Origin of the sequence: Streptococcus mitis, assembly GCF_047464035.1 — a bacterium.
Lineage (GTDB): Bacteria > Bacillota > Bacilli > Lactobacillales > Streptococcaceae > Streptococcus > Streptococcus mitis_DX.
The window spans coordinates 24,547-48,586 of sequence record NZ_JASHCQ010000011.1 but is presented as its reverse complement, the minus strand read 5'-3'; the positions used below and the strand labels follow the sequence as shown (position 1 = coordinate 48,586).

The following is a 24,040-nucleotide window of genomic DNA, read 5'->3' as shown; positions in this document are numbered from 1 at the left end:
TTATGTTTTGTCATAGTAGACCTCATTTCTAACTCAAACGTCTCACACTTAATTCCACCATAAAAATCCGTTTTAGACTAATTTCCACTTTGGTTGGGCAAGTGGAAGTTACTTTGAGAAATTAGCAATCTCTCTGGCAATGAAAATAAAGCTTAAAACCCCTTTACAAATCTAGCCATTCATGGTAAAATGGATTTTGTGTGAAATATCAGCAGGAAAGCATGAAGCTCGTCAACAGGTGTCTTATGATAAGTAACCTTGGCTGTTTAGGCGAAGGGCATCTGCACGAATCAGGGCTTTCTAAGTGACTATTTCCACCAAAATATTATTTATATCAGGAGGACATTCACATGTCACGTTATACAGGACCATCTTGGAAACAAGCTCGTCGTCTTGGCCTTTCACTTACAGGTACAGGTAAAGAATTGGCACGTCGTAACTACGTACCAGGACAACACGGACCAAACAACCGTTCTAAATTGTCAGAATACGGTTTGCAATTGGCTGAAAAACAAAAACTTCGTTTCACTTACGGTGTAGGTGAAAAACAATTCCGTAACTTGTTCGTACAAGCTACAAAAATCAAAGGCGGAATCCTAGGTTTCAACTTCATGCTTCTTTTGGAACGTCGTTTGGATAACGTTGTTTACCGTCTTGGTCTTGCGACTACTCGTCGTCAAGCTCGTCAATTCGTAAACCACGGTCACATCCTTGTTGACGGAAAACGCGTTGATATCCCATCATACCGCGTAACTCCAGGTCAAGTGATCTCAGTTCGTGAGAAATCATTGAAAGTTCCAGCAATCCTTGAAGCAGTAGAAGCTACTCTTGGACGTCCAGCATTCGTATCATTCGACGCTGAAAAATTGGAAGGTTCATTGACTCGCTTGCCAGAACGCGACGAAATCAACCCAGAAATCAACGAAGCACTTGTCGTTGAATTCTACAACAAAATGCTTTAATTTTAAGAAATATCTTACAGAAAGCCTACAACAGTGGGCTTTTTGCTTTGTCTTAAAAGCTTGATTTCTGGGTTTGTATGGAGATTTGCTAGTAAGATTATTTGCGCATCTAAGTCTATCTATGCCAAGAATTAAGCGATGCTGATGATATAAATCTGGTGTGATATAATATTTTGGCCCCCTCACTTTAAGGAAGGGAGGTGTTATATATGCTAGAATTATTTTCCCTTTTTCTAGCTCCGTTACTTGTTAACGTACTATCTGAGCTTTTCAAGCTATGGATAAAGAGACGTAGGAAGTAGCATTTAACCCTTTTAGAGGGTAGCAAAAAACCCCATCGGTGGCACGGTGGGGCTTTTTAGTTATATATGCTAGAAGCATTATTTTCCCTTTATGCTCTCATTCTAACACAATCCTTTCGATATTTCAAGCTTTTGTTTTGATATTCCTCAGAGTGTGTTTGTGTCTTGAATACGTTCCACTGAAATTAGCACACGCGCTACCAAGTTCCATTCCACCGCAAAGAAATCAACTCTTTTCTAGGGGATTTCCGCCCTCATTTTTGTCTTTTGTGCTAAAATAGACTTATAAATTGAAAATAAGGAATGTTTATGAAATCGGGTAATGGTTTTTGGAAAGGTTGTCTCTATTTTTGGGGCTTCTTGTTCTTATTGGGCCTTTTGGTTCAATATGCTCTTCCGCTTGCGGCTTGTGTCCTGCTAGGCTATGGTGGTTATCGTCTCTATAAACGTTGGCGCTATCCTCTTTTGCAGGATCGTTCGCTCGACGATCGGATTGAGCTTTTAAAAGCTCGGATTCGTCAGGCGGACAAGGATATTCAGCAATTAGAGGGAATCTTGGTAGAAAAAGGTTCAGATTCCTATAAGAGTTTGGCTAATCAAGTATTAATCGAACTGCGGGAAATTCATCAGGAGGCGGATCGTCTCAAGTCCTATATCGATGCTGATGTCTACAACCGTATTGACAAAAAGGTTCGTACAGTAAGGGCAAACATCGATGTTCAGCTAGAACGTTTGGATAGAGAAAGTCAAGTAGATCTTGAAAATGCGGAGCCAGAGGAATTAGCTCCAGAATTGTCCCAGACATTAGCCAATATTGCCGTTGACCATCAGGCCATTTTAGACAAGATTGCTACCTCTGCCGAGGGGGATAAGGAAGAATTGACTGCCATTCATAGTTTGAAGATGGAGAAATTCCAAACGATTTTAGAAGGCTATTTAAAGATTAAGGCTAATCCTAAAAACTATAATCGGGCAGAAGAACGTTTGCAACAAGCTAAAGCAGCCATCGAACAATTTGACCTTGAGCTGGACCAAGTTTTGAGAGAACTCAATGAAACAGATATGCGTGATTTTGATATCAGTCTACGTATCCTCGAAAAAGATCGCAAAGAATAGGTTGGAAATAAAGGAGTAACCATGACAGAATTTAATTTTGATATTGACCAGATTGCTAATAATACGGTATCTAAGGTGGATAAGACAACCCAAATCATCGAGACCAATACTGGCTCAGACAAGACCTTGACCTTCCTTGAAAAGTTGAGCCCTGAGCAGCAAGAAGGAATCAAGGCGCACGTGCCTCAGTTAGTAGACCAGTTTGTCACCAATCAAAATGCTCTTTTGGATTTTGGACAATCTGCTGTAGAAGGTGTGAACAATACGGTCAATCGTATCTTGTCAGAACAAAAGAAACTACAGATTCCCCAAGTGGATGATCTACTCAAAAATACCAACCGTGAGTTGCAAGGCTTTGTAGTCAAATACAAGAACGCTGAAATTGCTGAGCTAGAAGAGAAACCAAACTTTTTGCAACGATTGTTTAACAAGAGCAAGAATACGCTACAGGAATTTTACTTTGACTCAAAAACAGTGGAGCAAAAGCTCGATGGTATGGCTGCCGCAGTGGTCAAGCAAGAAGATGTGCTAGCTCGAAATATCGTCTCTGCTGAGATGTTGATTGAGGATAATACCAAATCCATTGAAAATCTAGTGGGAGTGATTTCCTTTATCGAAGCTAGCCAAACAGAAGCTGGCAATCGCGCTGCAGAACTGAAAGCTCAAGTTGACCAACTCGATACAAGTACGGTAGAATACCAGACTAAATCACAAGAATTGGCTCGCATGGCTGAAGTGGTCAATACCCTCGAACAACAGCACACCGAGTATGTCAGCCGTCTCTATGTTGCCTGGGCAACAACACCTCAGATGCGCAATCTTGTGAAGGTTTCCTCAGATATGCGCCAAAAATTGGGCATGCTTCGCCGTAATACCATTCCGACAATGAAGCTTTCTATTGCCCAACTTGGTATTTTGCAACAATCAATGAAATCAGGTGTCGTAGCTGATGCCATTGTCAATGCCAATAATGCTGCCCTTCAGATGCTAGCTGAAACCAGCAAGGAAGTTATTCCGCAGATGGAACGAATTGCTCAAAGCCCGACAGTCGCTGTTGAGTCTGTTACAAAACTGGCTGAAAGTCTGATCGCTCAAAACCAAGGTATCGTCGCAGCCATTGAATTGGGACGCCAGAAACGTGCCCAACTAGAAACAACCATCGTCAAGTCCGCAGAAATGATCAACGATTCTGTTAAACTACGCGATGAGAAAATCGTCCAAGCTCTTCTAGACCAAGGCAAGGCCGCCCAGAAAGAAGTACAAGAATAATACACAAGTCCCCTGTAATGTAGATTTGCAGGGGATTTTGGATTTTTCTATATATCCGAACATCTAATTTATTTCACAAAAAAATGTAGTCATTCGGTTGATTTTATTGCAATGTACTGAAATTGACAAAAGAAAAAACGCATCTTATGCGTTTTTCTTCTGTATTGATTCGTATTGAATGCTTACTTAACTTCTGTAAACACAACGTGTTTGCGAAGTTTTGGTGAGTATTTCTTCAATTGAAGACGGTCTGGAGTGTTACGTTTGTTTTTAGAAGTAAGGTACAAGCGTTCACCAGATTCTTTGTGTTCAAGTGTAATATTTACGCGCATGGTATCTCCCTTCTATTATTCAGCTGATGCAGCTTTAGCGATTTTACGTCCTTTGTAGTATCCTTTAAGTGATACACGGTGAGAACGTGAGTAATCTCCAGTAGTTTCGTCAAAGTTTACAGATGGAGCTGTTACTTTGTAGTGTGTACGACGTTTGTTTTTCTTCGCTTTTGAAGTGCGACGTGCAGGTACTGCCATTTTGATTTCTCCTTTAGGTATTTATATTCGATTCAATCTACTGATTTTCATCAACCATACTAGGATAACACATTTTTTTTGTAAAGTAAAGTTACTTGACAAAAAAAGATGAAAAAATTCTCCTGTCAGACCTAGCAGACAGGAGAAGGTGTTAAATATCAATCTCAAATGGTTCGTCAATGGTTTCTGATACGTATTTTCCGTCTTTCTTCCGTTGTTTGACACATTCTGTAAGGAGATATTCGATTTGCCCATTGACTGAACGAAAGTCATCTTCTGCCCATGAGGCGAGTGCAGCGTATAACTTTGTTGAGAGTCGAAGGGGGATCTGCTTTTTTTAGCTTCAACCATCTTTGGTAAAGACTTCCTGTGTTGACAATTGGTTGTGCATCATGATTGCCACAGAGGACGACTAGGTGATTGGAAACCATAGCAGCTTTTCGTTCTTCGTCAAGCTCTACCAATTCCCCTTCATTGATCCGTTCTAGTGCCATTTCAACCATTCCTACAGCACCATCTACAATCATCTTACGGGCATCAATAATGGTAGTAATTTCTGGAGCATAAGCTAGGTAAGTGATACGTGCTTCAAGGATTTCTTAAGCAGTCATTGTCATTTGATGATTTAGCTCCTAAAAAAGGAGATTTTGTGCTAACATCACCACTTTGTCCAAGTCGAGTGTGGTTTGCAGGGTTGACTGCTACGCTGAAGGGATTGACAAAGTAAAAGCCAGGTTCTTTGATGGTACCTGTATAGTTACCAAAGAGTGTCAGAACCAGAGCCTCCTGAGGTTTGACAACTTTTAAACCAGCATGAGTTAGCGCTGCAATTAGATTAGTAAAGGTCCGATAATAATTCCAAAAATGTTTTCCGAACCAACACCCATTATAAATATAAAGATACCAAGTACGATTGTCAACTCAATGAGAATCAATGCTAATACACCATTTGGTTTTGAATTGATTAGTTTTTCAGTCATAAGAATGACCTCTGTTATTTGATATCTAAATGATATCATTTTGTTTTTAAAAATTAATAGAAAGTTGACAAATAATCACTAAAAAGTTTCAGCCCAATAATTACTTGTAGGAAGTGAGATTATATTGTGCTGAAATACTCTTTTATTCTTATAACTTTTACACTATAATTGTAGTTAGAAAGGAAGAGAAATGTTTGATTATAGAGCACTAGTTATTTTGATGACTTTGATGGATCATTGTGAGCTATCATTATATGAATTATCTGTTAAGGTGAGCTTACCTATAAAGGAAGTCAAAGAAGGAATAGATTATTTAGTGCCTTATCTAGCTAATAAAGGGATAGTGCTGGATAAAAAACAAGGTCGCTATAGTTTATCAAATCGTACGAAGCAGTCCTTGACAGATATTATTAAGTCGGATGAATTGGTTTTACCAAAGTCGACTCGCTTAGCATTAATCTATCTTTACACTTTTTGCCGATTAGATTTTATATCGAATAATCATTACCAAGACTTTTTGAAAGTAAGTAAGAATACAACCTTATCTGATATTCAATCATTAAGAAAGATTATGTTAGATAATGATTTGGAGCTAGGGTACAGTAGAGCAAAAGGTTATACTTTACACGGTTCAGAGTGGAATAAGCACCGTTTAGCTTTTCAAATGGTTAGTGAGTTGCTGGAATCCTCCATAGGGATTTGGGGGTTGGATTATGTTTTATCCAGTTGGGGGTATTCATTAACTTATGATTTGATTGATCAGGTAGTTAAAGATTATTATGAAAAGCTACAGATAGTACCTATTGTTAATCAATTAAAAGTTTGCCTTTTCGGTTTAGTATTCATTATATGTAGGTATCAAAGAGATGTTGAAAGAGTACGTCTTTCAGAGACACTAGTATCTCCTATTATTCAAGATATAACGACTATTTTATTGGATACAGTAGTTGATTTGGGAATTATAGATACGGTATTTTCAGAGGATGATTATCGCTATATCACAGTTTTATTATCAAGTTGCTTTGAAGGTGAAGTAGATGTTGCTCCAGTTTACTTTAATCAATTAACCGAGGCTATTATAAGTAGAATGGAAGATATTTCTTTGTTACATTTTAAACAAAGAGAAGTATTGAGAGAAAATCTTCGTCGCCACCTTATACCGGCTTACTATAGATTAAAGTTCGGCTTACCTAGTTCAAATGAATATGTGTTGCATGTTAAAGAACATTATCCTGATTTATTTGAACTAGTAAAAGATTCTTTGACTCCCTTGATGGACGCTATTGACAAGCCCATACCTGATAGTGAAACAGCATATTTTGTTATCCATTTTGGAGGATATTTAAAGAAAGCAGACAATTTGCCTCAAAAATGTTATAAAGCAGCAATTATCTGTCCTAATGGAATTAGTTCTTCATTGATGATAAAAGAGAATCTATTAGCATTATTCCCTCAGATTGAGTTTATAGGAACCTCAAAGATTGATGATTTATATGCGAAAACTAGTAGTGACTATGATATGGTTTTTTCTACTATAAAGGTGGATACAGAGAAGCCAAATTATCTAGTTTCTGTTATGATGACGGAAGAACAAACAACACAGTTAGTTGAATTGGTATCAAAAGATTTCCCAGATACAGGTTATCGAGATATTGAGCTTAATCAGATAATTAGTATAGTAAGACGATATAGTATAATCACACAAGAATTAGAGTTAAAATTAGCATTAAAGAGGTATCTCTATCAAGAAATGAACAGAAAGGAAGTGTTACCATTGTTAGAAGAATTAATTACAAAAGAAACTTATCAGGTTAGTTCGGAAAAATTAGGATGGAAGGAGGCAATTCGTTTAGCAGCTAAACCGCTTTTGAATCAACATAAGATAACTGAGAACTATCCTGAGGCAATGATTCAAAAAGTAGAAGAGTTTGGGCCTTTTATTAATTTAGGGAAGGGAGTAGCAATTCCTCACGCTCGGCCAGATGAAGGTGTGAATGAAATAGGAATGTCAATGTTAGTTTTGGAAGAACCGATTTATTTATTGGATAATCCAGAACAAGAGGTAAGATTGTTGATTTGTATTGCAGCCATTGATAATGAGAGTCATTTAAAGGCTTTGTCACATTTAACAACAATTTTAAGAGATAAAAATCATGTTCAAACTTTAATATCATCAAAAAACTATGATGACATTGAAATGATAATTAAACAGGAGGATTAGATAATGTTAAAAATTGGTACAGCTTGTGGTTCAGGATTAGGTTCAAGTTTTATGGTACAGATGAATATTGAATCTGTATTGAGTGATTTGAATGTTTCAGATGTAGAAGTTGAACACTATGATTTAGGTGGAGCAGATCCAAATGCAGCTGATATTTGGATTGTTGGTCGTGATTTAGCTGATTCAGCTAGTCATCTTGGAGATGTTCGTATCTTAAATAGTATTATTGATATGGATGAACTACGAGAATTAATTACTAAACTTTGTGAAGAAAAAGGACTTATTTAGGAGGCTAGCGTCATGATGAAGTTCATATTGGATATTGTTAGTACACCAGCTATTTTAGTAGCTTTAATTGCAATCTTAGGATTAGTTCTTCAGAAGAAGAAATTACCTGATATTATTAAAGGTGGAATTAAGACTTTTGTTGGTTTCTTAGTTGTATCTGGTGGTGCAGGAATTGTACAAAATTCTTTGAATCCATTTGGTACCATGTTTGAACATGCTTTTCATTTATCTGGAGTTGTACCGAATAATGAAGCAATTGTAGCTGTAGCTTTAACAACATATGGCTCAGCTACTGCAATGATTATGTTTGCAGGTATGGTATTCAATATCTTAATTGCTCGTTTTACTCGATTCAAATATATCTTTTTAACAGGGCACCACACTCTATATATGGCGTGTATGATTGCGGTCATTTTATCAGTTGCTGGCTTTACTAGTTTGCCTCTTATCTTACTAGGAGGATTAGCACTCGGTATTATTATGAGTATTTCTCCAGCATTTGTACAAAAATATATGGTTCAATTAACTGGAAATGACAAGGTGGCTTTAGGTCATTTCAGTTCTTTGGGATATTGGTTGAGTGGTTTCACTGGTAGCCTTATCGGTGACAAATCAAAATCAACAGAGGACATTAAATTTCCAAAGAGTTTAGCTTTTTTACGTGATAGTACTGTTAGCATTACTTTATCCATGGCAATTATTTACATTATTGTAGCTATCTTTGCAGGGTCAGAGTATATAGAAAAAGAAATCAGTAGTGGTACAAGTGGTCTAGTTTATGCTTTACAATTAGCAGGTCAATTTGCAGCAGGTGTATTTGTTATTTTAGCAGGTGTTCGCCTTATTTTGGGTGAAATTGTTCCAGCCTTTAAAGGTATTTCAGAGCGTCTTGTACCTAATTCAAAACCTGCTTTGGATTGTCCGATTGTTTATACTTATGCACCTAATGCAGTCCTAATTGGATTTATCTCTAGTTTTGTTGGTGGTTTAGTAAGTATGGCAATTATGATTGCTTCAGGAACGGTTGTCATCTTACCAGGCGTTGTGCCTCATTTCTTCTGTGGAGCGACTGCAGGTGTCATTGGGAATGCATCTGGTGGTGTTCGTGGAGCCACTATTGGAGCATTTTTACAAGGTATTTTAATTAGTTTTCTTCCAGTCTTTTTAATGCCAGTTTTGGGAGGACTTGGTTTCCAAGGGTCAACTTTCTCAGATGCAGATTTTGGTCTATCAGGAATTATTTTAGGAATGTTGAATCAATTTGGCTCGCAAGCAGGCATTGTTATTGGTCTTGTTCTTATTCTAGCAGTTATGTTTGGAGTATCCTTTATTAAAAAGCCATCTGCAAAGGAGGAATAAGGGATGATTTTAAGTGAAAATAGAGAAGATGAGTTAAGAAAATTTGCAACAAAAATCCGATTAAATACTCTTAGAACATTGAATCATCTTGGATTCGGCCATTATGGAGGGAGTCTGTCTATAGTAGAAGTTTTAGCAGTGCTTTATGGTGAAATAATGCCGATGACTCCAGAAATATTTGCGTCACGAGATAGAGATTATTTTGTTTTATCCAAGGGACATGCTGGACCAGCTTTGTACAGCACACTCTATTTGAATGGTTTCTTTGACAAAGAATTCTTACATTCTTTAAATACAAATGGAACCAAATTACCGTCTCATCCTGATAGAAATCTAACGCCGGGCATAGATATGACAACTGGCTCTTTAGGACAGGGAATTAGTGTTGCAACCGGACTTGCATATGGTCAGAGAATAAGAAAAAGTCTCTTTTATACCTATGCTATTGTTGGAGATGGTGAGTTAAATGAGGGACAATGTTGGGAGGCTATACAGTTTGCTTCTCATCAACAGTTATCTAATTTAATTGTATTTGTAGACGATAACAAAAAACAATTAGATGGTTTTACAAAGGATATTTGTAATCCAGGTGATTTTGTAGAAAAATTCTCAGCATTTGGGTTTGAATCCATTAGGGTCAATGGTTCAGATATTAGAGAAATTTATGAAGGGATTATCCAATTAAAACAGTCAAATAATTCATCCCCTAAGTGTATTGTATTAGATACTATTAAAGGTCAAGGAGTTCGAGAGCTGGAAGAAATGAAATCCAATCATCATCTTCGCCCTACTGTAGAGGAGAGACAAATGTTAACTTCAGTTGTAGAAAGATTAAGTCAGGAATTGGAGGAAACAGAATGATGAGAAGTACGAAAGAATTACGACATGTGTATAGAGATTTCCTTCTAGAAGCTAACCAAAGTTATTCTGATATAGTAGTTTTAGAAGCAGACTTGTCAAGTTCGATGGCTACTAATAATCTTGAAAAGGACTTTGGAGACCGTTATGTGAATGTTGGGATCATGGAAGCAGAAATGGTCGGGCTTGCAGCAGGTTTATCTATTCAGGGGTTTAGACCTTATCTTCATACATTTGGCCCTTTTGCTTCACGAAGAGTATTTGATCAATTATTTATTTCTCTTGGGTACGCACAATTGGATGCCACTGTAATTGGCTCAGATGCAGGAGTAACGGCAGAGATGAATGGTGGAACACATATGCCATTTGAAGAAATTGGATTGTTACGTTTAATTCCTAAATCAATCATTTTTGAAGCAACTGATGATATCCAATTTCGTGAAATCTTGAACCAGACATTAGAATTAAAAGGACTAAAATATATTCGAACAATTAGAAAAGCTCCAGAGGCTGTATATCAAGGTGGAGAAGATTTTTCTAAAGGCTACATTGAGTTAAGACACGGTGAAGATGTTGTAATAGTTGCTTCTGGCATAATGGTTGCTCCAAGTATTCGAGTTGCGGATGAACTGTCTAAATTAGGTTATTCAGTAGGTGTGATAGATTTATTTAGAATCAAACCGATACCAGAACAGATAAAAACAATGTTAAGCGGAAAGACTATATTTACTGTAGAAAACCACAATCAGATAGGTGGAATTGGTAGTGCTTTATGTGAATTATTCTCTGATGATGGAATAACAAAAATTCATCGGATGGGTGTTCAAGAAAGATTCGGTCAAGTAGGGAAAATGGATTATCTTCTTAATGAGTATGGTTTGAGTGAATCGAATATAAAAGAGAAAGTTTTAGCGTTTTATAATGCAAGATAGATGTTAAATACACTTATCTGAAAGAACTTCTGTAAAAATTACATTACGTTATTTAAAGCGAGCGGATTAAAAGCATATTCTGGTAATCAGAAAGTGCCCTGATCCGCTTTGTTGTTTTTAATTTAAAATGTTTATATGTGTATAGAATTTTCTGAAAATTCAAGAATTTTCTTCTGTTCATTGCTTTTAAAATGTGCTATAATAGTAAAAACTGAAATGGGAGGGAATAAATGACTGAATTAGATAAACGTCATCGCAGTAGCATTTATGACAGCATGGTTAAATCACCAAACCGTGCCATGCTCCGTGCTACTGGTATGACAGATAAGGACTTTGAAACACCGATTGTAGGGGTTATTTCGACTTGGGCGGAAAATACACCATGTAACATTCACTTGCATGATTTTGGGAAACTTGCTAAAGAGGGTGTCAAATCTGCAGGTGCTTGGCCTGTGCAGTTTGGGACTATCACTGTAGCGGACGGGATTGCTATGGGAACGCCTGGTATGCGTTTCTCTTTGACATCTCGTGATATCATTGCAGACTCAATCGAGGCGGCTATGGGTGGTCACAACGTGGATGCCTTCGTCGCTATCGGTGGCTGTGACAAGAACATGCCTGGTTCTATGATTGCCATTGCTAATATGGATATCCCAGCTATTTTCGCCTATGGTGGAACCATTGCACCTGGAAATCTTGACGGCAAAGACATCGATTTAGTTTCTGTGTTTGAAGGTATCGGAAAATGGAACCACGGTGATATGACAGCTGAGGACGTGAAACGTCTCGAATGTAATGCCTGCCCTGGACCTGGTGGCTGTGGTGGTATGTATACTGCTAATACCATGGCGACTGCTATCGAAGTTTTGGGTATGAGTTTGCCAGGTTCTTCATCTCACCCAGCTGAATCAGCTGATAAGAAAGAAGACATCGAAGCAGCAGGACGTGCTGTTGTTAAGATGTTGGAACTTGGTCTCAAACCATCAGATATCTTGACTCGTGAAGCCTTTGAAGATGCTATCACTGTAACCATGGCTCTCGGTGGTTCTACAAATGCCACCCTTCACTTGCTTGCCATTGCCCATGCTGCCAATGTTGACTTGTCACTTGAGGACTTCAATACGATTCAAGAGCGTGTGCCTCACTTGGCTGACTTGAAACCTTCTGGTCAGTATGTCTTCCAAGACCTATATGAAGTCGGTGGTGTCCCAGCGGTTATGAAGTACTTGTTGGCAAATGGCTTCCTTCACGGAGACCGTATCACATGTACTGGTAAGACTGTCGCTGAAAACTTAGCTGACTTTGCAGACCTCACACCAGGTCAAAAAGTTATCATGCCACTTGAAAATCCAAAACGTGCGGATGGTCCGCTTATCATCTTGAACGGAAATCTTGCCCCTGACGGTGCGGTTGCCAAGGTATCAGGTGTGAAAGTGCGTCGTCACGTTGGTCCAGCTAAAGTCTTTGACTCAGAAGAAGATGCGATTCAGGCCGTTCTGACAGATGAAATCGTTGATGGCGATGTAGTCGTTGTTCGTTTCGTTGGACCTAAGGGTGGTCCTGGTATGCCTGAGATGCTCTCACTTTCATCAATGATTGTTGGTAAAGGTCAGGGAGACAAGGTTGCCCTCTTGACAGACGGCCGTTTCTCTGGTGGTACTTATGGTCTGGTTGTTGGACATATCGCTCCTGAAGCTCAGGATGGTGGACCAATCGCCTACCTTCGTACAGGCGATATCGTTACGGTTGATCAAGATACCAAAGAAATATCTATGGCCGTATCCGAAGAAGAACTTGAAAAACGCAAGGCAGAAACAACCTTGCCACCACTTTACAGTCGTGGTGTCCTCGGTAAATATGCCCACATCGTATCATCTGCTTCACGCGGAGCCGTGACAGACTTCTGGAATATGGACAAGTCAGGTAAAAAGTAAATTCAAAAAGCAAGCCAACTTCGGCTTGCTTCTTTTCATCTTCAAAAGTAATTTGCCTGCTTAACGAGGTGGCAGTCCAAGGGCAATACGGCCGTAGCGACTGATTCGTGTGATTTTCCAGGCAGGCGACCAGGTAACTTCAACCTTGACATCTTCGATACCATCAATTTGTTTCAGACCTGCCACGATTTCGATAGGCAGGCTTTCGGCACAATCACAGGCAGTATCGGTGAAGGTCATGACAATCTTGCAGAGACCCGTTTCGTCCAGATTGATTTCATAAATCAGCCCTAGATTGTAAACATCCAATTCCACATCTGTATCAAAAACCTTCTCTAGTTTTTCGATAATTTGGTCTTGCAAGGCCAAAGCGCGGTCATTGATTTTGATATCCTCTCTCATTACAGTCCCTCCACGTGATAAATATCCTCTATTTTCTCATAATTCTGACAATTTGGCAAGTTTTTGATGAATTTTCTGAAAAAATATGATAATATAAAGAAAATACTGAATCAAGGGGAAGCCTATGGAGCAGATTGGAAAAGTCTTTAGACAATTACGAGAGTCAAGAAATATCTCTCTGAGACAAGCAACTGGGGGACAATTTTCGCCGTCTATGTTGTCCCGCTTTGAAACAGGTCAGAGTGAGCTTTCGGTGGAAAAGTTTTTATTTGCCCTAGAAAACATATCTGCCAGTGTGGAGGAAATCCTCTTTCTGGCGAGAGGTTTTCAGTATGATACAGATTCTGAGTTGAGAAAAGAAATCATAGATGTCTTGAATCCAAAGAACATAGCTCCGCTTGAGGACTTGTATCGCAGGGAGTATCAAAAGCATGCACATTCTCAAAACAAACAGAAACATATTCTAAATGCCATTATGATCAAATCTTATATGAAGAGCATGGATGAAAGGGTAGAGTTAACAGCAGAGGAAGGGAAAGTTCTTCATGATTATTTGTTTTCTACCGAGATCTGGGGAATCTATGAACTCAATTTATTTTCAGTCAGTTCTCCCTTTTTATCTGTTTCTCTTTTCACTAGATATGTACGAGAAATGGTACGTAAATCTGATTTTCTAATGGAAATGTCTGGCAATCGAAACCTTTTTCACACTATACTATTGAATGGTTTTTTAGCCAGCATTGAATGTGAAGAATTTACCAATGCCTCTTATTTTAAACGTGTTATCGAAGAGCATTTCTACAATGAAAATGAAACCTATTTCCGAACGGTCTATTTGTGGGCGGAAGGTCTCCTTGATAGCAAGCAAGGTAGAGTCAAGGAAGGCCAGAAAAAGATGGAGAATGCTGTCCGTATTTTTGAGATGCTCGGCTGTAATAAATCTGCTGAATACTATAGAAAAACTCCCGATTGTTGAATATTTGCAAACTAAGAAAATTATTTGAAATTTGAAGCGATAGAACTGTTGGACTCTCTCGTGTCACTGGAGAAATCCTATTGTTTCTTTTTGCTCATTTTATTTGTTGCATATATTCAAAAGTTTTTCCTCTAAAATTTCTAAGTGTTATACTATAGTCATACTTCACATAAAACTTATACTCTTCGAAAATCAAATTCAAACCACGTCAGCTTCACCTTGCCGTACTCAAGTACAGCCTTCGGCTAGCTTCCTAGTTTGCTCTTTGATTTTCATTGAGTATTCGAACAAGAAGGGAGATTACCTATGAAACTATTGTTTAGAAATCAAGCTTATCGACTCTTGACTTTGTCACGCTTCTTCAATGCTTTTGGTGCTTCGATTTTTAACCTGGTATTTATCGTTTATGCATCGACCTTGCCACAAGCATCTTTTGCTGTTGCTATGGCGAATATTGTCATGATTCTTCCGACTCTCTTTACAGTTTTTGTAGGGATTCGGGCAGATTACACGAGGGACAAGGTCAAATGGATGGTCTATAGCGGTTTGTTTCAGGCGGTTTTATTTTTTCTAGCAGCCCTAGTTGTCCAGCAAGCTAGTCTATTTGCCTTTTCTAGCCTGTGTTTAATCAATGTCATTAGTGATGTCATCAGTGATTTTGCAGGTGGCTTGCGCATGCCTCTTATTAAGGAAAAAGTAGCTGAAGAGGATTTGATGGAGGCTTATTCTTTTTCCCAGTTCATCACCTATATTTCAGCTATTGGTGGTCAAGCTTTTGGAGTCTGGCTCTTAGGTCTATCGGTCAACAATTTTTCCCTTGTTGCGGGAATCAATGCCTGTTTCTTCCTAGTATCAGCCTCTGTTCTCTTTTTAGGAAAAAGCAAATTGAGCCTGTCAATGTCATCTGCTGATGGTGAATCACTAAAAAATGAGAAGCTTTCTATCAAAGACCAATTTCTAACGATTTACCGAAATTTACGCCTTGTTTTTCTTAAAGGTGGACAGAAAAACTTTGGTTTTATGCTCTTTGCTGTCTTGCTTATCAATGCCTTGGGCGGCGCTTTAGGAAGCATCTATAACATCTTCTTTTTGAGCCATTCTCTTTTGGACTTTTCTTACACAGAGGCATTATTTATCAGTCAATTCTGTGCTTTGTTAGCAATCATCATCAGTAGCCTTACGGGCAATGATTATTTTGGGAAGCAGTCCCTGCCTAGATTGATGATGTGGGTGACCGTAGGACTCAGTCTAGTTGGTCTAGCTAATTTATTCAATCAAGTCGTACTTGGTTTACTATTTCTCTGTTCAACTCTGTATGTGTCTGGTAAAGTTCAACCAAAGATTAGTGCCTTGCTCCTGAAAAATCTAGCTCCAGAGGTTCTAGCTCGTACCAGTAATTTTTTAGGTTTATTGTTCACCTTATCCATACCTGTGGGAACAGCTTGTTTTTCACTTATAGCTGTATGGAATATACAGTTGACTTGGATGCTATTTGTTGGTCTTTCCTTGCTAGCTATTCTTTTGACAATCCTTAATCTCAAAAATGATATCTAATACTCTTCGAAAATCAAATTCAAACCATGTCAACGTCGCCTTGCCGTACTCAAGTACAGCCTGCGGCTAGTTTCCTAGTTTGCTCTTTGATTTTCATTGAGTATAAATCCTAATTTTTTCTTACTGTTTTAATCCCTCTATTTATGGTAAAATAAGACTATTAAGTTTAAAGAGGATTCCCTATGAAATTACAAAAACCAAAAGGAACGCAGGATATTTTACCTGCTGAGTCTGCCAAATGGCAGTACGTTGAAGGCTTTGCCCGTGAGATTTTCAAGCGCTACAACTATGCAGAAGTGCGTACGCCTATTTTTGAGCATTACGAGGTCATCAGTCGCTCTGTCGGAGATACAACGGATATCGTAACCAAGGAAATGTACGATTTCTATGACAAGGGTGACCGTCATATTACCCTCCGTCCAGAAGGAACTGCGCCCGTTGTCCGTTCCTATGTAGAAAATAAACTCTTCGCGCCAGAAGTGCAAAAGCCAAGTAAGTTCTACTATATGGGCCCTATGTTCCGCTATGAGCGTCCACAGGCAGGGCGTTTGCGCCAATTCCACCAGATTGGTGTTGAGTGCTTTGGCTCTAGTAATCCAGCTACCGATGTGGAAACCATCGCTATGGCAGCTCATTTCTTGAAAGAAATCGGCATCCAAGGTGTCAAATTGCACCTCAACACGCTTGGAAATCCTGAGAGCCGTGCGGCTTATCGTCAGGCCTTGATTGACTATTTGACACCGCTTAAGGAGACTTTATCTAAGGATAGCCAACGCCGTTTGGAGGAAAATCCTCTCCGTGTCTTGGACTCTAAGGAAAAAGAAGACAAGGTAGCAGTAGAGAATGCGCCTTCTATCTTGGACTTCCTTGATGAAGAAAGCCAAGCACACTTTGATGCTGTGCGTCAGATGTTGGAAAATCTTGGAGTAGACTATATCATCGATACCAATATGGTGCGTGGTCTGGACTACTACAACCACACCATTTTCGAGTTTATCACTGAGATTGAGGGCAATGACCTGACAGTCTGTGCGGGTGGTCGTTACGATGGTTTGGTTTCTTACTTTGGAGGCCCGGAAACTGCTGGATTTGGTTTTGGACTTGGTGTAGAGCGCCTGCTTCTCATTCTTGAAAAGCAAGGTGTTGCTCTTCCTATCGAAAACGCCCTAGATGTCTATATCGCAGTCTTGGGTGATGGAGCAAATGTAAAAGCCCTAGAACTAGTCCAAGCTCTTCGCCAACAAGGTTTCAAAGCAGAGCGTGATTACCTTAACCGTAAACTCAAAGCTCAGTTCAAGTCAGCTGATGTCTTTGCAGCTAAGACCCTCATCACCCTAGGTGAGAGTGAAGTCGAAAGCGGACAAGTAACGGTCAAGAACAACCAAACACGAGAAGAAGTGCAAGTATCACTTGATGCTATCAGCCAAAACTTCTCAGAAATCTTTGAAAAATTAGGCTTTTAATAGTAGATAAACTGGTCAGGATTTTACTCCTGACCTTTTTCTTTTGCAAAATGACAAAAATCATAAACTTTTTGACAAATATGCTTGTCAAAAAGAAAAAGATGTGTTACAATATAATCAAGTTAAGAGAAAAGGAGCAGGGAACGATTATGTGGGCATTAGGATTTGTACCTCTTGTGATTATGTTTTATCTCTATCATACCCAAAGGGTCAAGAAATTAGAGAATAAAATCAAAAGAATTGAGCAAAAACAGAAAGGAAATAAAGAAATGTCAAGATTATTAAAAGAATTGATTGGGAAAACACCGACAATCGTTGGACAAGTTTTTGGAACAGATAACTGGGAAGTTGTGGATGTTGATGAGGAATGGGTCAAGCTACGTCGTGTTAATAAAAAAGGAAAAGAAAAATTCAAGTTGCAACGTATTGAGGATATCCAAGCCGTTGAATTTGACGGAGAGTAGGTGTGTAACATGCAACTAAAAAATCGTCTAAAAGAGCTTCGGGCTCGCGATGGCCTCAATCAAACCGAACTAGCCAAGCTAGCAGAGGTTTCCAGACAGACTATCAGCCTATTAGAACGGGACGAATACACCCCGTCCGTTGTGATTGCCTTGAAAATATCTCAGATTTTCAACGAAACAGTCGAATCGGTATTTCGCTTGGAGGAGGACGAGTGATGAACAAGTATAGAGTGATTTATTATGTAGTTGCCATAGCTCTATTAGTCAGCGTATTTCTACTGATTGGGATGGACCTAGGCTGGTTTAATCCCTATCAAAGCGACCAATTTGTTTGGGCCTACTTTGCTCTTATCCCAGTCGTTGACTGGATTGAAAAGAAATCCAAAAATCTAGCAAGTGAATAAGGAGAATGAATATGAAAAAGAAACATGGATTGTTATTTTTAATGTCTGTTGTCTTGGGAGGTTTCTTGGGCATGTTTGTAGGGATGTTTAAGGCACGTGCCGAATCCCACGAAATTATGTTAGATGTAAAAGTCTTGATACCATGGATATCAGCTATTTGTTTACTGATAGGTTTTATTAGCATTCTTTTGACGTTCAATTTCTTAAATAAAAGCAGAAAATTTCACTCCTTGTATCAAGAGGAAATGGATGATGATTTGAATGAAACCTATTATGTGCAAATGCATCGTAATCTTGAGTTTGGAACTATTGCTTTTCATATTACAAGTGTAGCGATTTTATTGGCTCTCTTTATTTCAGGAAGTGAAGTGATTGTACTAGATAGAAGCAATCTAATCTTACCTCTTTCTTTTTTGGGATTAGTGTTGATTTTTAATGCTCAAAAATATTTTTATAAGACTATTGCGATTGTTCGTCAGTTTGATTTGGCATTTTTCTCTACACCAAAGGATTATTTAGACTATGTCAATTCTTGCGATGAAGGGGAGCGCCAGGCTAATTTGGAACAGAGTTTTCGAATTTTATTCCAATTAAACCAATATGTCTTGCCAGGTCTCTACTTTTTGATTGCTCTCTTTTCCTTGCTGACAGGAGAGATTCAGTTACTAGCTTTCTTGCTGGTAGGAGTGATCCATATTTATATCGGTGTGATGCAGTTACCTATGGTGAAACGTTATTTCAAATAAAGGAGTTTCTATGATTCGTGTTGAAAATGTAAGCAAAAGTTTTGGGAGCAAAAAAGCTCTTCATCAGATTTCTTTTGAGATTAAGGAGGGTGAAATCTTTGGTTTTCTTGGCCCTTCTGGCTCAGGTAAAACAACCATGATCAATGTCTTGACAGGTCAGTTGGCTGCAGATCAAGGTAAAACAGTTTTGTTAGGCAAGAATTCTCAAGATTTAACCTCAAATGATTTGGAACAAATTGGTATTGTGAGTGATGGAAGTGGCTTTTATGAAAAGATGAGTCTTTACAAAAATCTGCTCATTTACGCTAAGTTATATGGCCTCAAGTCAGATAGAGTAAATCAGGTGCTCCAACAGGTTGGATTGGCAGATGCTAAAGATATTATCGCAGAAAAACTATCTACAGGAATGAAACAACGAATGTTCTTGGCTCGTGCCCTTCTGAATGCTCCTAAGATTCTCTTTCTAGATGAGCCAACCAGTGGCTTAGACCCTACAACATCTAAGATGATTCATACCCTACTTCAAGAATTAAAGCAGGCGGGGACAACTATCTTTCTGACCACGCATGATATGAATGAAGCAACTCTGCTTTGTGATCGCTTATCTCTTTTAAATAAGGGAAACTTAATAGAGTATGGAAGTCCACAAGATATTATCCAGAAGTATCATGTGGATAAGAAAGTACATGTGGTTTATAACGATGGACGAGAACAGATAGTTCCATTTGAAGAATTGCCACATTTAGACACGACAGATTTGATGGTGGTTCACTCTTGTGAGCCGACACTAGAAGAAATCTTTATCAGATTGACAGGAGAAAAGTTAGATGTTTAGAAAATTAAATGCCCTACTATGGTTAAGATTACAAGTTCTTATCAGCAATTCAACTTTGTTGGCGAGTCTATTGATGCCTTTTGGTATTGCTGTTTTATATAATGAATTTTCAAATAAGAATGGACAATTGAGCCTATTTTTACTATCTGCTAGCTTGACGATGGTCTTGAGCATGGGAAGTGGTTATATGGTATCGATTATGATGGCAGAAGATAAGGAAAAACGAAATCTTAAATCACTCCTCCTAAGTGGCGTGACAGCAACAGAATATACTCTTAGTATGCTTGTTCTCCCTATTCTGATAATGTTACTTGCTATGATTGTACTTCCCATCTATCTTAAAGTAGATGTATCGAGTTATTTAGTTGCCTACGTTATCTATTTGCTCCTAGCAACTATTAGTATTATTTTTCTCAACCTTCTAATCGGTGCGGTGTCAGATACTCAATCTAAAGCGCAAGTTTATAGTATCTTTCCTATGTTAATTGTCTCTTTTTTACCTATGATTGCTCTTCAAAATGATACGGCTCAGAAAGTGTTGGATTACTCTTTTATTGGTCCAATTGTAAATCTTTTAAATAAAAAAGGTGGGGAAATATCTTTTTCTAACATCGGTATGTTACTTGCCTGGGTACTTGTGTTAGGGATAGCAAACCTCTTTGTATTGAAAAACAGCTATAAAGCAAGATAGGAGAACTTTATGAAATTACTTAAAAACCTTGGCTGGTTTCTTCTAGCCATTCTATCCTTTTTATTCATCTATGGCTTCATTCAGGGGCTCGCGACTACGTCGCTTGCCTTAGGCGCTTCACCCTATGCTGTGACCTTGCTCTATGTGGCCTTGGCTGGAGTTTATGTGTACGGCATTTACAAATGGTATCAGAAAGGTCCTGTTCGCATTGAGAAGAGTGGCTTCAACCGATTTATTTGGCTTCCTGCCTTGGTTTGGTTCTTATCTCTGGTTGTCCAGTTTTTCTTGCCGAATGATCCTTCAGTAAATCAGCAAATAGCGATAGACTTGACCTTGTCTCAACCACTTTTCTCATTCTTTGCGGTCGTTATTTTTGCTCCTCTGACGGAAGAACTTATCTTTAGAGGGATGTTAGCGCGCTATCTCTTTCCTAAGCAGGACAATAGTAAACAAACTCTGATTTTTCTTCTGGTATCCAGTGTTCTGTTTACCTTGATTCATTTCCCAGGTGATGTGCAACAATTTTTTGTCTATTTTAGCCTTGGTTTTAGTTTGGGCTTGGCTTATATTAGCAGAAAAGGTCTGGTCTACAGTATTTCTCTCCACGCTTTGAATAATTTAGTCGGCTTTTTGATGATTCTCATGCTATAATAGAGTTAGGAGGTCACATGAAACGAGTAATTTTATTAGCAGTGATTCAAGCAGTCGTTCTATTTTTCATCATTGGAGCGCTAGCTTATGCCTTTAAGGGCGATTTCTTCTATAACTATCTAGCAGTTGTCTTTGCCCCTATTGCAGGTGTCTTGCGCTTTGGGACAGCTTACACAACGGAAATTGTCTTGCCGAGAAAGGCAGCCGAAATTGCTGAAAAGCGCAAAGCAGGCAACAATTCAAAATAAAAGAGTCCGGTGAACTTCATCGGATTTTTGTATGGGCGTTAATTTTTAGGGACTTTACCTGATTTTTAAAGACTGGCAAACTTTTCTGATGATTTTCATGAAGAGCCTGCGCTTTTATGGTAAAATAGTAACAGAATAAAAGAGGAGAGAAACAATGAAACGTAGTATGTATGCTGGTCGTGTTCGTGAGGAACACATCGGACAAGAAATGACCTTGAAAGGATGGGTTGGCCGTCGTCGTGACCTTGGTGGTTTGATCTTTATCGACCTTCGTGACCGTGAAGGAATCATGCAGTTGGTTATCAACCCTGAAAAAGTATCTGCAGAGGTTATGGCAACAGCTGAAAGCCTTCGTAGCGAATTTGTTATCGAGGTGACTGGACAGGTCGCTGCGCGTGAGCAAGCCAATGATAAGTTGCCAACTGGTGCAGTTGAGTTAAACGTGACAGCCTTGACAGTGTTGAATACAGCTAAGACAACCCCATTTGAGATTAAGGATGGCATTGAGGCCAATGATGATACGCGTTTGCGTTACCGTTACCTTGACCTTCGTCGTCCAGAAATGTTGGAAAATCTTAAACTTCGTGCTAAGGTGACCCACTCTATCCGCAACTACTTGGATGAGTTGGAGTTTATCGACGTGGAAACACCATTCCTTTCTAAGTCAACACCAGAAGGGGCGCGTGACTATTTGGTGCCATCTCGTGTCAATAAAGGGCATTTTTACGCGCTTCCTCAAAGTCCGCAAATCACTAAGCAGTTATTGATGAATGCTGGTTTTGACCGTTACTACCAAATCGTTAAATGTTTCCGTGATGAGGACTTGCGTGGTGACCGCCAGCCTGAGTTCACTCAGGTTGACTTGGAAACGTCTTTCCTTACTGAGCAAGAAATCCAAGATATCACAGAAGGATTGATTGCGCGCGTGATGAAAGAAACTAAAGGCATCGAAGTAACGCTTCCATTCCCTCGTATGAAGTATGACGATGCTATGGCTCTTTATGGTTCTGACAAACCTGATACCCGTTTTGACATGTTGCTTCAGGACTTGACAGAAGTGGTCAAAGGTGTTGACTTCAAAGTCTTTTCAGAAGCACCTGCTGTAAAAGCCATTGTGGTCAAAGGCGCTGCGGACAACTATTCACGTAAAGACATCGACAAGATGACGGAAGTAGCCAAACAGTACGGTGCCAAAGGTCTTGCTTGGGTCAAGGTAGTTGATGGAGAATTAAATGGACCAGTTGCTAAGTTCTTGGCAGGCATCCAAGCAGAATTGACAACAGCGCTTGCTCTTGAAGATAAGGACTTGGTTCTCTTTGTGGCAGATACGCTTGAAGTGGCTAATGCAACGCTCGGTGCCCTTCGTGGACGTATTGCCAAAGAGCTTGGTTTGATTGACAACGATAAATTCAACTTCCTTTGGGTAGTTGACTGGCCAATGTTTGAATGGTCTGAAGAAGAAGGTCGCTACATGAGCGCCCACCATCCATTTACTCTACCACAGGAAGAAACTGCTCACGAATTAGAAGGCGATTTGGCTAAGGTTCGTGCCATTGCTTACGATATTGTCTTGAACGGTTATGAGCTTGGTGGTGGTAGCCTTCGTATCAATCAAAAAGACCTTCAAGAACGTATGTTCAAGGCTCTTGGTTTCTCAGCTGAAGAAGCAAATGACCAGTTTGGCTTCCTTCTTGAAGCCATGGACTATGGTTTCCCACCACATGGTGGCTTGGCTATCGGACTTGACCGATTTGTCATGCTATTAGCTGGAGAAGAAAATATCCGTGAAGTTATTGCCTTTCCTAAGAACAACAAGGCAAGTGACCCAATGACACAAGCTCCTTCAACAGTAGCTCTCAAACAACTAGAGGAACTCAGCTTACAAGTAGAAGAAGATGAAACAAGCAAAACGAATTAAGCGGTGGCGCTATTATCTGCGCCGCTTTGCTCACCAGATAAAAATTTTACGTGTCTTACAAAGTATCTCTCGTGAGAAGTATGACGAGAAGATTTCGGCCTCTCTGGTCTATGGATTTCTATCAGCAGTAGCGGTCAATTTCTTTTTCCAACCAGGGCATGTGTATTCGAGTGGTGCAACAGGTCTGGCACAGATTATCTCTGCCTTGAGTAATCACTGGTTTGGTTTTCACATTCCGATTTCACTGACCTTTTACGCCATTAATTTTCCTTTGATGGTCTTGGCTTGGTATCAGATTGGCCATAAGTTCACCGTCTTTACCTTTATCACGGTATCTATGAGTTCCTTCTTTATCCAGTTTGTCCCTGTGGCGACCTTGACAGAGGATCCTATTATCAATGCCCTTTTTGGGGGTGTTGTCATGGGCTTGGGGATTGGTTTTGCTCTTCGAAACAATATCTCCAGTGGTGGGACGGATATCGTCAGCCTGACTATTCGCAAGAAAACAGGTAAGAATGTCGGTAGTATTTCTTTCTTGGTCAATGGGACCATCATGCTGATAGCAGGTTTGACCTTTGGATGGAAATACGCTCTCTATTCTATGATTACCATCTTTGTCTCTAGCCGTGTGACAGATGCGGTCTTTACCAAGCAAAAACGCATGCAGGCCATGATTGTGACCAATCATCCAGATAAAGTAATTGAGAAAATCCATAAAAAATTGCACCGCGGAGCAACCATGATCCACGATGCAGAAGGAACCTATAATCACGAGAGAAAGGCAGTTTTAATTACTGTCATTACACGTGCAGAGTTTAATGAATTTAAACAGATTATGAAACAGGTGGACCCAGGCGCCTTTGTCTCTGTATCTGAGAATGTTCATATTCTGGGACGATTCGTTGAAACAGAAAATTAGTGACTAAAAAAACCAGCG

General features: G+C 39.2%; 26 protein-coding genes and 1 pseudogene. 22 read left to right on the top strand and 5 right to left on the bottom strand.

The annotated features are described in order from the left end of the window. Positions 1–350: 350 nt before the first annotated feature. From rpsD to QM818_RS05180, 3 genes are all read left to right on the top strand, one after another. Positions 351–962, top strand: coding sequence for a 30S ribosomal protein S4 (gene rpsD / locus QM818_RS05190; RefSeq protein WP_000092756.1), 612 nt, complete (start codon positions 351–353; stop codon positions 960–962). A 611-nt stretch (positions 963–1,573) separates the two neighbouring features. Beyond that, entirely contained in the window at positions 1,574–2,380 is an 807-nt protein-coding gene (locus QM818_RS05185; protein WP_261081394.1) for a coiled-coil domain-containing protein, read from the top strand. Positions 2,381–2,401: 21 nt separating this feature from the next. After that, the gene (locus tag QM818_RS05180) at positions 2,402–3,649 is read left to right on the top strand and encodes a toxic anion resistance protein (protein ID WP_261081395.1); all 1,248 of its coding nucleotides are present in this window, start codon (positions 2,402–2,404) and stop codon (positions 3,647–3,649) included. 182 nt (positions 3,650–3,831) lie between these two features. Here the strand turns inward: QM818_RS05180 and rpmG are convergent, their stop codons facing one another. From rpmG to QM818_RS05160, 4 genes and pseudogenes are all read right to left on the bottom strand, one after another. After that, entirely contained in the window at positions 3,832–3,981 is a 150-nt protein-coding gene (gene rpmG, locus QM818_RS05175; protein WP_001265622.1) for a 50S ribosomal protein L33, read from the bottom strand. 15 nt (positions 3,982–3,996) lie between these two features. Continuing rightward, positions 3,997–4,179: a 50S ribosomal protein L32 gene (gene rpmF, locus QM818_RS05170; RefSeq protein ID WP_000290417.1), complete on the bottom strand. Its 183-nt coding sequence runs from the start codon at positions 4,177–4,179 to the stop codon at positions 3,997–3,999. Between the two features lie 151 nt (positions 4,180–4,330). Next, entirely contained in the window at positions 4,331–4,507 is a 177-nt protein-coding gene (locus QM818_RS05165) for a type II toxin-antitoxin system antitoxin (protein WP_033608448.1), read from the bottom strand. A 28-nt stretch (positions 4,508–4,535) separates the two neighbouring features. Next, positions 4,536–5,159 (bottom strand): annotated as a pseudogene (locus QM818_RS05160) (SPFH domain-containing protein); the annotation flags it as partial. 190 nt (positions 5,160–5,349) lie between these two features. On the opposite strand from QM818_RS05160, the gene QM818_RS05155 reads away from it, so the two are divergent. The 6 genes from QM818_RS05155 (at position 5,350) to ilvD (ending at position 12,751) form a co-directional block, all read left to right on the top strand. Then, the gene (locus QM818_RS05155; RefSeq protein WP_414300001.1) at positions 5,350–7,380 is read left to right on the top strand and encodes a BglG family transcription antiterminator; all 2,031 of its coding nucleotides are present in this window, start codon (positions 5,350–5,352) and stop codon (positions 7,378–7,380) included. 3 nt (positions 7,381–7,383) lie between these two features. Further along, the gene (locus tag QM818_RS05150) at positions 7,384–7,668 is read left to right on the top strand and encodes a PTS sugar transporter subunit IIB (protein WP_000912476.1); all 285 of its coding nucleotides are present in this window, start codon (positions 7,384–7,386) and stop codon (positions 7,666–7,668) included. A 12-nt stretch (positions 7,669–7,680) separates the two neighbouring features. Next, positions 7,681–9,027: a PTS ascorbate transporter subunit IIC gene (locus QM818_RS05145; protein WP_261031788.1), complete on the top strand. Its 1,347-nt coding sequence runs from the start codon at positions 7,681–7,683 to the stop codon at positions 9,025–9,027. Positions 9,028–9,030: 3 nt separating this feature from the next. Continuing rightward, on the top strand, positions 9,031–9,888 hold the full coding sequence (locus QM818_RS05140) for a transketolase (RefSeq protein WP_261080939.1): 858 nt from the start codon (positions 9,031–9,033) through the stop codon (positions 9,886–9,888). Next, positions 9,885–10,817, top strand: coding sequence for a transketolase family protein (locus QM818_RS05135; protein WP_023947581.1), 933 nt, complete (start codon positions 9,885–9,887; stop codon positions 10,815–10,817). The genes QM818_RS05140 and QM818_RS05135 overlap by 4 nt, the downstream gene beginning before the upstream one ends. Before the next feature lie 230 nt (positions 10,818–11,047). Further along, on the top strand, positions 11,048–12,751 hold the full coding sequence (ilvD, locus tag QM818_RS05130) for a dihydroxy-acid dehydratase (protein WP_000137343.1): 1,704 nt from the start codon (positions 11,048–11,050) through the stop codon (positions 12,749–12,751). Positions 12,752–12,811: 60 nt separating this feature from the next. Here the strand turns inward: ilvD and QM818_RS05125 are convergent, their stop codons facing one another. After that, positions 12,812–13,153, bottom strand: coding sequence for a metal-sulfur cluster assembly factor (locus tag QM818_RS05125; protein WP_061425783.1), 342 nt, complete (start codon positions 13,151–13,153; stop codon positions 12,812–12,814). Between the two features lie 124 nt (positions 13,154–13,277). Here QM818_RS05125 and rgg point away from each other — a divergent pair, with 124 nt between their 5' ends. From rgg to QM818_RS05060, 13 genes are all read left to right on the top strand, one after another. Beyond that, a complete protein-coding gene (rgg, locus tag QM818_RS05120; RefSeq protein ID WP_414300000.1) occupies positions 13,278–14,129 on the top strand; it encodes a quorum-sensing system transcriptional regulator Rgg in 852 nt (283 codons plus the stop codon). 306 nt (positions 14,130–14,435) lie between these two features. Next, the gene (locus tag QM818_RS05115; protein ID WP_414299999.1) at positions 14,436–15,683 is read left to right on the top strand and encodes an MFS transporter; all 1,248 of its coding nucleotides are present in this window, start codon (positions 14,436–14,438) and stop codon (positions 15,681–15,683) included. A gap of 182 nt (positions 15,684–15,865) precedes the next feature. Continuing rightward, a complete protein-coding gene (hisS, locus tag QM818_RS05110) occupies positions 15,866–17,146 on the top strand; it encodes a histidine--tRNA ligase (RefSeq protein ID WP_172924717.1) in 1,281 nt (426 codons plus the stop codon). Further along, the gene (locus tag QM818_RS05105; protein WP_414300002.1) at positions 17,146–17,610 is read left to right on the top strand and encodes a hypothetical protein; all 465 of its coding nucleotides are present in this window, start codon (positions 17,146–17,148) and stop codon (positions 17,608–17,610) included. The genes hisS and QM818_RS05105 overlap by 1 nt, the downstream gene beginning before the upstream one ends. A 9-nt stretch (positions 17,611–17,619) precedes the next feature. Further along, on the top strand, positions 17,620–17,826 hold the full coding sequence (locus QM818_RS05100; protein WP_001176233.1) for a helix-turn-helix transcriptional regulator: 207 nt from the start codon (positions 17,620–17,622) through the stop codon (positions 17,824–17,826). Beyond that, positions 17,826–18,014: a hypothetical protein gene (locus tag QM818_RS05095; protein WP_414299998.1), complete on the top strand. Its 189-nt coding sequence runs from the start codon at positions 17,826–17,828 to the stop codon at positions 18,012–18,014. The genes QM818_RS05100 and QM818_RS05095 overlap by 1 nt, the downstream gene beginning before the upstream one ends. Positions 18,015–18,025: 11 nt before the next feature. Further along, positions 18,026–18,760: a DUF3169 family protein gene (locus QM818_RS05090; protein WP_414299997.1), complete on the top strand. Its 735-nt coding sequence runs from the start codon at positions 18,026–18,028 to the stop codon at positions 18,758–18,760. Positions 18,761–18,770: 10 nt separating this feature from the next. Then, positions 18,771–19,595 (top strand): ABC transporter ATP-binding protein, encoded by an 825-nt coding sequence (locus tag QM818_RS05085; RefSeq protein WP_061425775.1) that lies wholly within the window; start codon positions 18,771–18,773, stop codon positions 19,593–19,595. Then, entirely contained in the window at positions 19,588–20,286 is a 699-nt protein-coding gene (locus tag QM818_RS05080; RefSeq protein ID WP_049534888.1) for an ABC transporter permease, read from the top strand. Before QM818_RS05085 ends, QM818_RS05080 begins: the two co-directional genes overlap by 8 nt. Before the next feature lie 9 nt (positions 20,287–20,295). Next, entirely contained in the window at positions 20,296–20,937 is a 642-nt protein-coding gene (locus QM818_RS05075) for a CPBP family intramembrane glutamic endopeptidase (protein ID WP_049534890.1), read from the top strand. Positions 20,938–20,954: 17 nt separating this feature from the next. After that, positions 20,955–21,185 carry a hypothetical protein gene (locus QM818_RS05070; RefSeq protein ID WP_000832185.1) on the top strand — a complete coding sequence of 77 codons (231 nt, stop codon included), beginning with the start codon at positions 20,955–20,957 and terminating at the stop codon, positions 21,183–21,185. Between the two features lie 154 nt (positions 21,186–21,339). Beyond that, positions 21,340–23,103, top strand: a complete 1,764-nt coding sequence (gene aspS, locus QM818_RS05065; protein ID WP_414299996.1) for an aspartate--tRNA ligase — start codon at positions 21,340–21,342, stop codon at positions 23,101–23,103. Then, positions 23,081–24,022 (top strand): YitT family protein, encoded by a 942-nt coding sequence (locus QM818_RS05060; RefSeq protein WP_000806276.1) that lies wholly within the window; start codon positions 23,081–23,083, stop codon positions 24,020–24,022. Before aspS ends, QM818_RS05060 begins: the two co-directional genes overlap by 23 nt. Positions 24,023–24,040: the final 18 nt, after the last annotated feature.

Excerpts from the sequence above, each read along its gene's own strand:
- rpsD (WP_000092756.1), top strand. The coding sequence starts at position 351 with ATGTCACGTTATACAGGACCATCTTGGAAACAAGCTCGTCGTCTTGGC.
- QM818_RS05185 (WP_261081394.1), top strand. The coding sequence starts at position 1,574 with ATGAAATCGGGTAATGGTTTTTGGAAAGGTTGTCTCTATTTTTGGGGC.
- QM818_RS05180 (WP_261081395.1), top strand. The coding sequence starts at position 2,402 with ATGACAGAATTTAATTTTGATATTGACCAGATTGCTAATAATACGGTA.
- rpmG (WP_001265622.1), bottom strand. The coding sequence starts at position 3,981 with ATGCGCGTAAATATTACACTTGAACACAAAGAATCTGGTGAACGCTTG.
- rpmF (WP_000290417.1), bottom strand. The coding sequence starts at position 4,179 with ATGGCAGTACCTGCACGTCGCACTTCAAAAGCGAAGAAAAACAAACGT.
- QM818_RS05155 (WP_414300001.1), top strand. The coding sequence starts at position 5,350 with ATGTTTGATTATAGAGCACTAGTTATTTTGATGACTTTGATGGATCAT.
- QM818_RS05150 (WP_000912476.1), top strand. The coding sequence starts at position 7,384 with ATGTTAAAAATTGGTACAGCTTGTGGTTCAGGATTAGGTTCAAGTTTT.
- QM818_RS05145 (WP_261031788.1), top strand. The coding sequence starts at position 7,681 with ATGATGAAGTTCATATTGGATATTGTTAGTACACCAGCTATTTTAGTA.
- QM818_RS05140 (WP_261080939.1), top strand. The coding sequence starts at position 9,031 with ATGATTTTAAGTGAAAATAGAGAAGATGAGTTAAGAAAATTTGCAACA.
- QM818_RS05135 (WP_023947581.1), top strand. The coding sequence starts at position 9,885 with ATGATGAGAAGTACGAAAGAATTACGACATGTGTATAGAGATTTCCTT.
- ilvD (WP_000137343.1), top strand. The coding sequence starts at position 11,048 with ATGACTGAATTAGATAAACGTCATCGCAGTAGCATTTATGACAGCATG.
- QM818_RS05125 (WP_061425783.1), bottom strand. The coding sequence starts at position 13,153 with ATGAGAGAGGATATCAAAATCAATGACCGCGCTTTGGCCTTGCAAGAC.
- rgg (WP_414300000.1), top strand. The coding sequence starts at position 13,278 with ATGGAGCAGATTGGAAAAGTCTTTAGACAATTACGAGAGTCAAGAAAT.
- QM818_RS05115 (WP_414299999.1), top strand. The coding sequence starts at position 14,436 with ATGAAACTATTGTTTAGAAATCAAGCTTATCGACTCTTGACTTTGTCA.
- hisS (WP_172924717.1), top strand. The coding sequence starts at position 15,866 with ATGAAATTACAAAAACCAAAAGGAACGCAGGATATTTTACCTGCTGAG.
- QM818_RS05100 (WP_001176233.1), top strand. The coding sequence starts at position 17,620 with ATGCAACTAAAAAATCGTCTAAAAGAGCTTCGGGCTCGCGATGGCCTC.
- QM818_RS05095 (WP_414299998.1), top strand. The coding sequence starts at position 17,826 with ATGAACAAGTATAGAGTGATTTATTATGTAGTTGCCATAGCTCTATTA.
- QM818_RS05090 (WP_414299997.1), top strand. The coding sequence starts at position 18,026 with ATGAAAAAGAAACATGGATTGTTATTTTTAATGTCTGTTGTCTTGGGA.
- QM818_RS05085 (WP_061425775.1), top strand. The coding sequence starts at position 18,771 with ATGATTCGTGTTGAAAATGTAAGCAAAAGTTTTGGGAGCAAAAAAGCT.
- QM818_RS05080 (WP_049534888.1), top strand. The coding sequence starts at position 19,588 with ATGTTTAGAAAATTAAATGCCCTACTATGGTTAAGATTACAAGTTCTT.
- QM818_RS05075 (WP_049534890.1), top strand. The coding sequence starts at position 20,296 with ATGAAATTACTTAAAAACCTTGGCTGGTTTCTTCTAGCCATTCTATCC.
- QM818_RS05070 (WP_000832185.1), top strand. The coding sequence starts at position 20,955 with ATGAAACGAGTAATTTTATTAGCAGTGATTCAAGCAGTCGTTCTATTT.
- aspS (WP_414299996.1), top strand. The coding sequence starts at position 21,340 with ATGAAACGTAGTATGTATGCTGGTCGTGTTCGTGAGGAACACATCGGA.
- QM818_RS05060 (WP_000806276.1), top strand. The coding sequence starts at position 23,081 with ATGAAACAAGCAAAACGAATTAAGCGGTGGCGCTATTATCTGCGCCGC.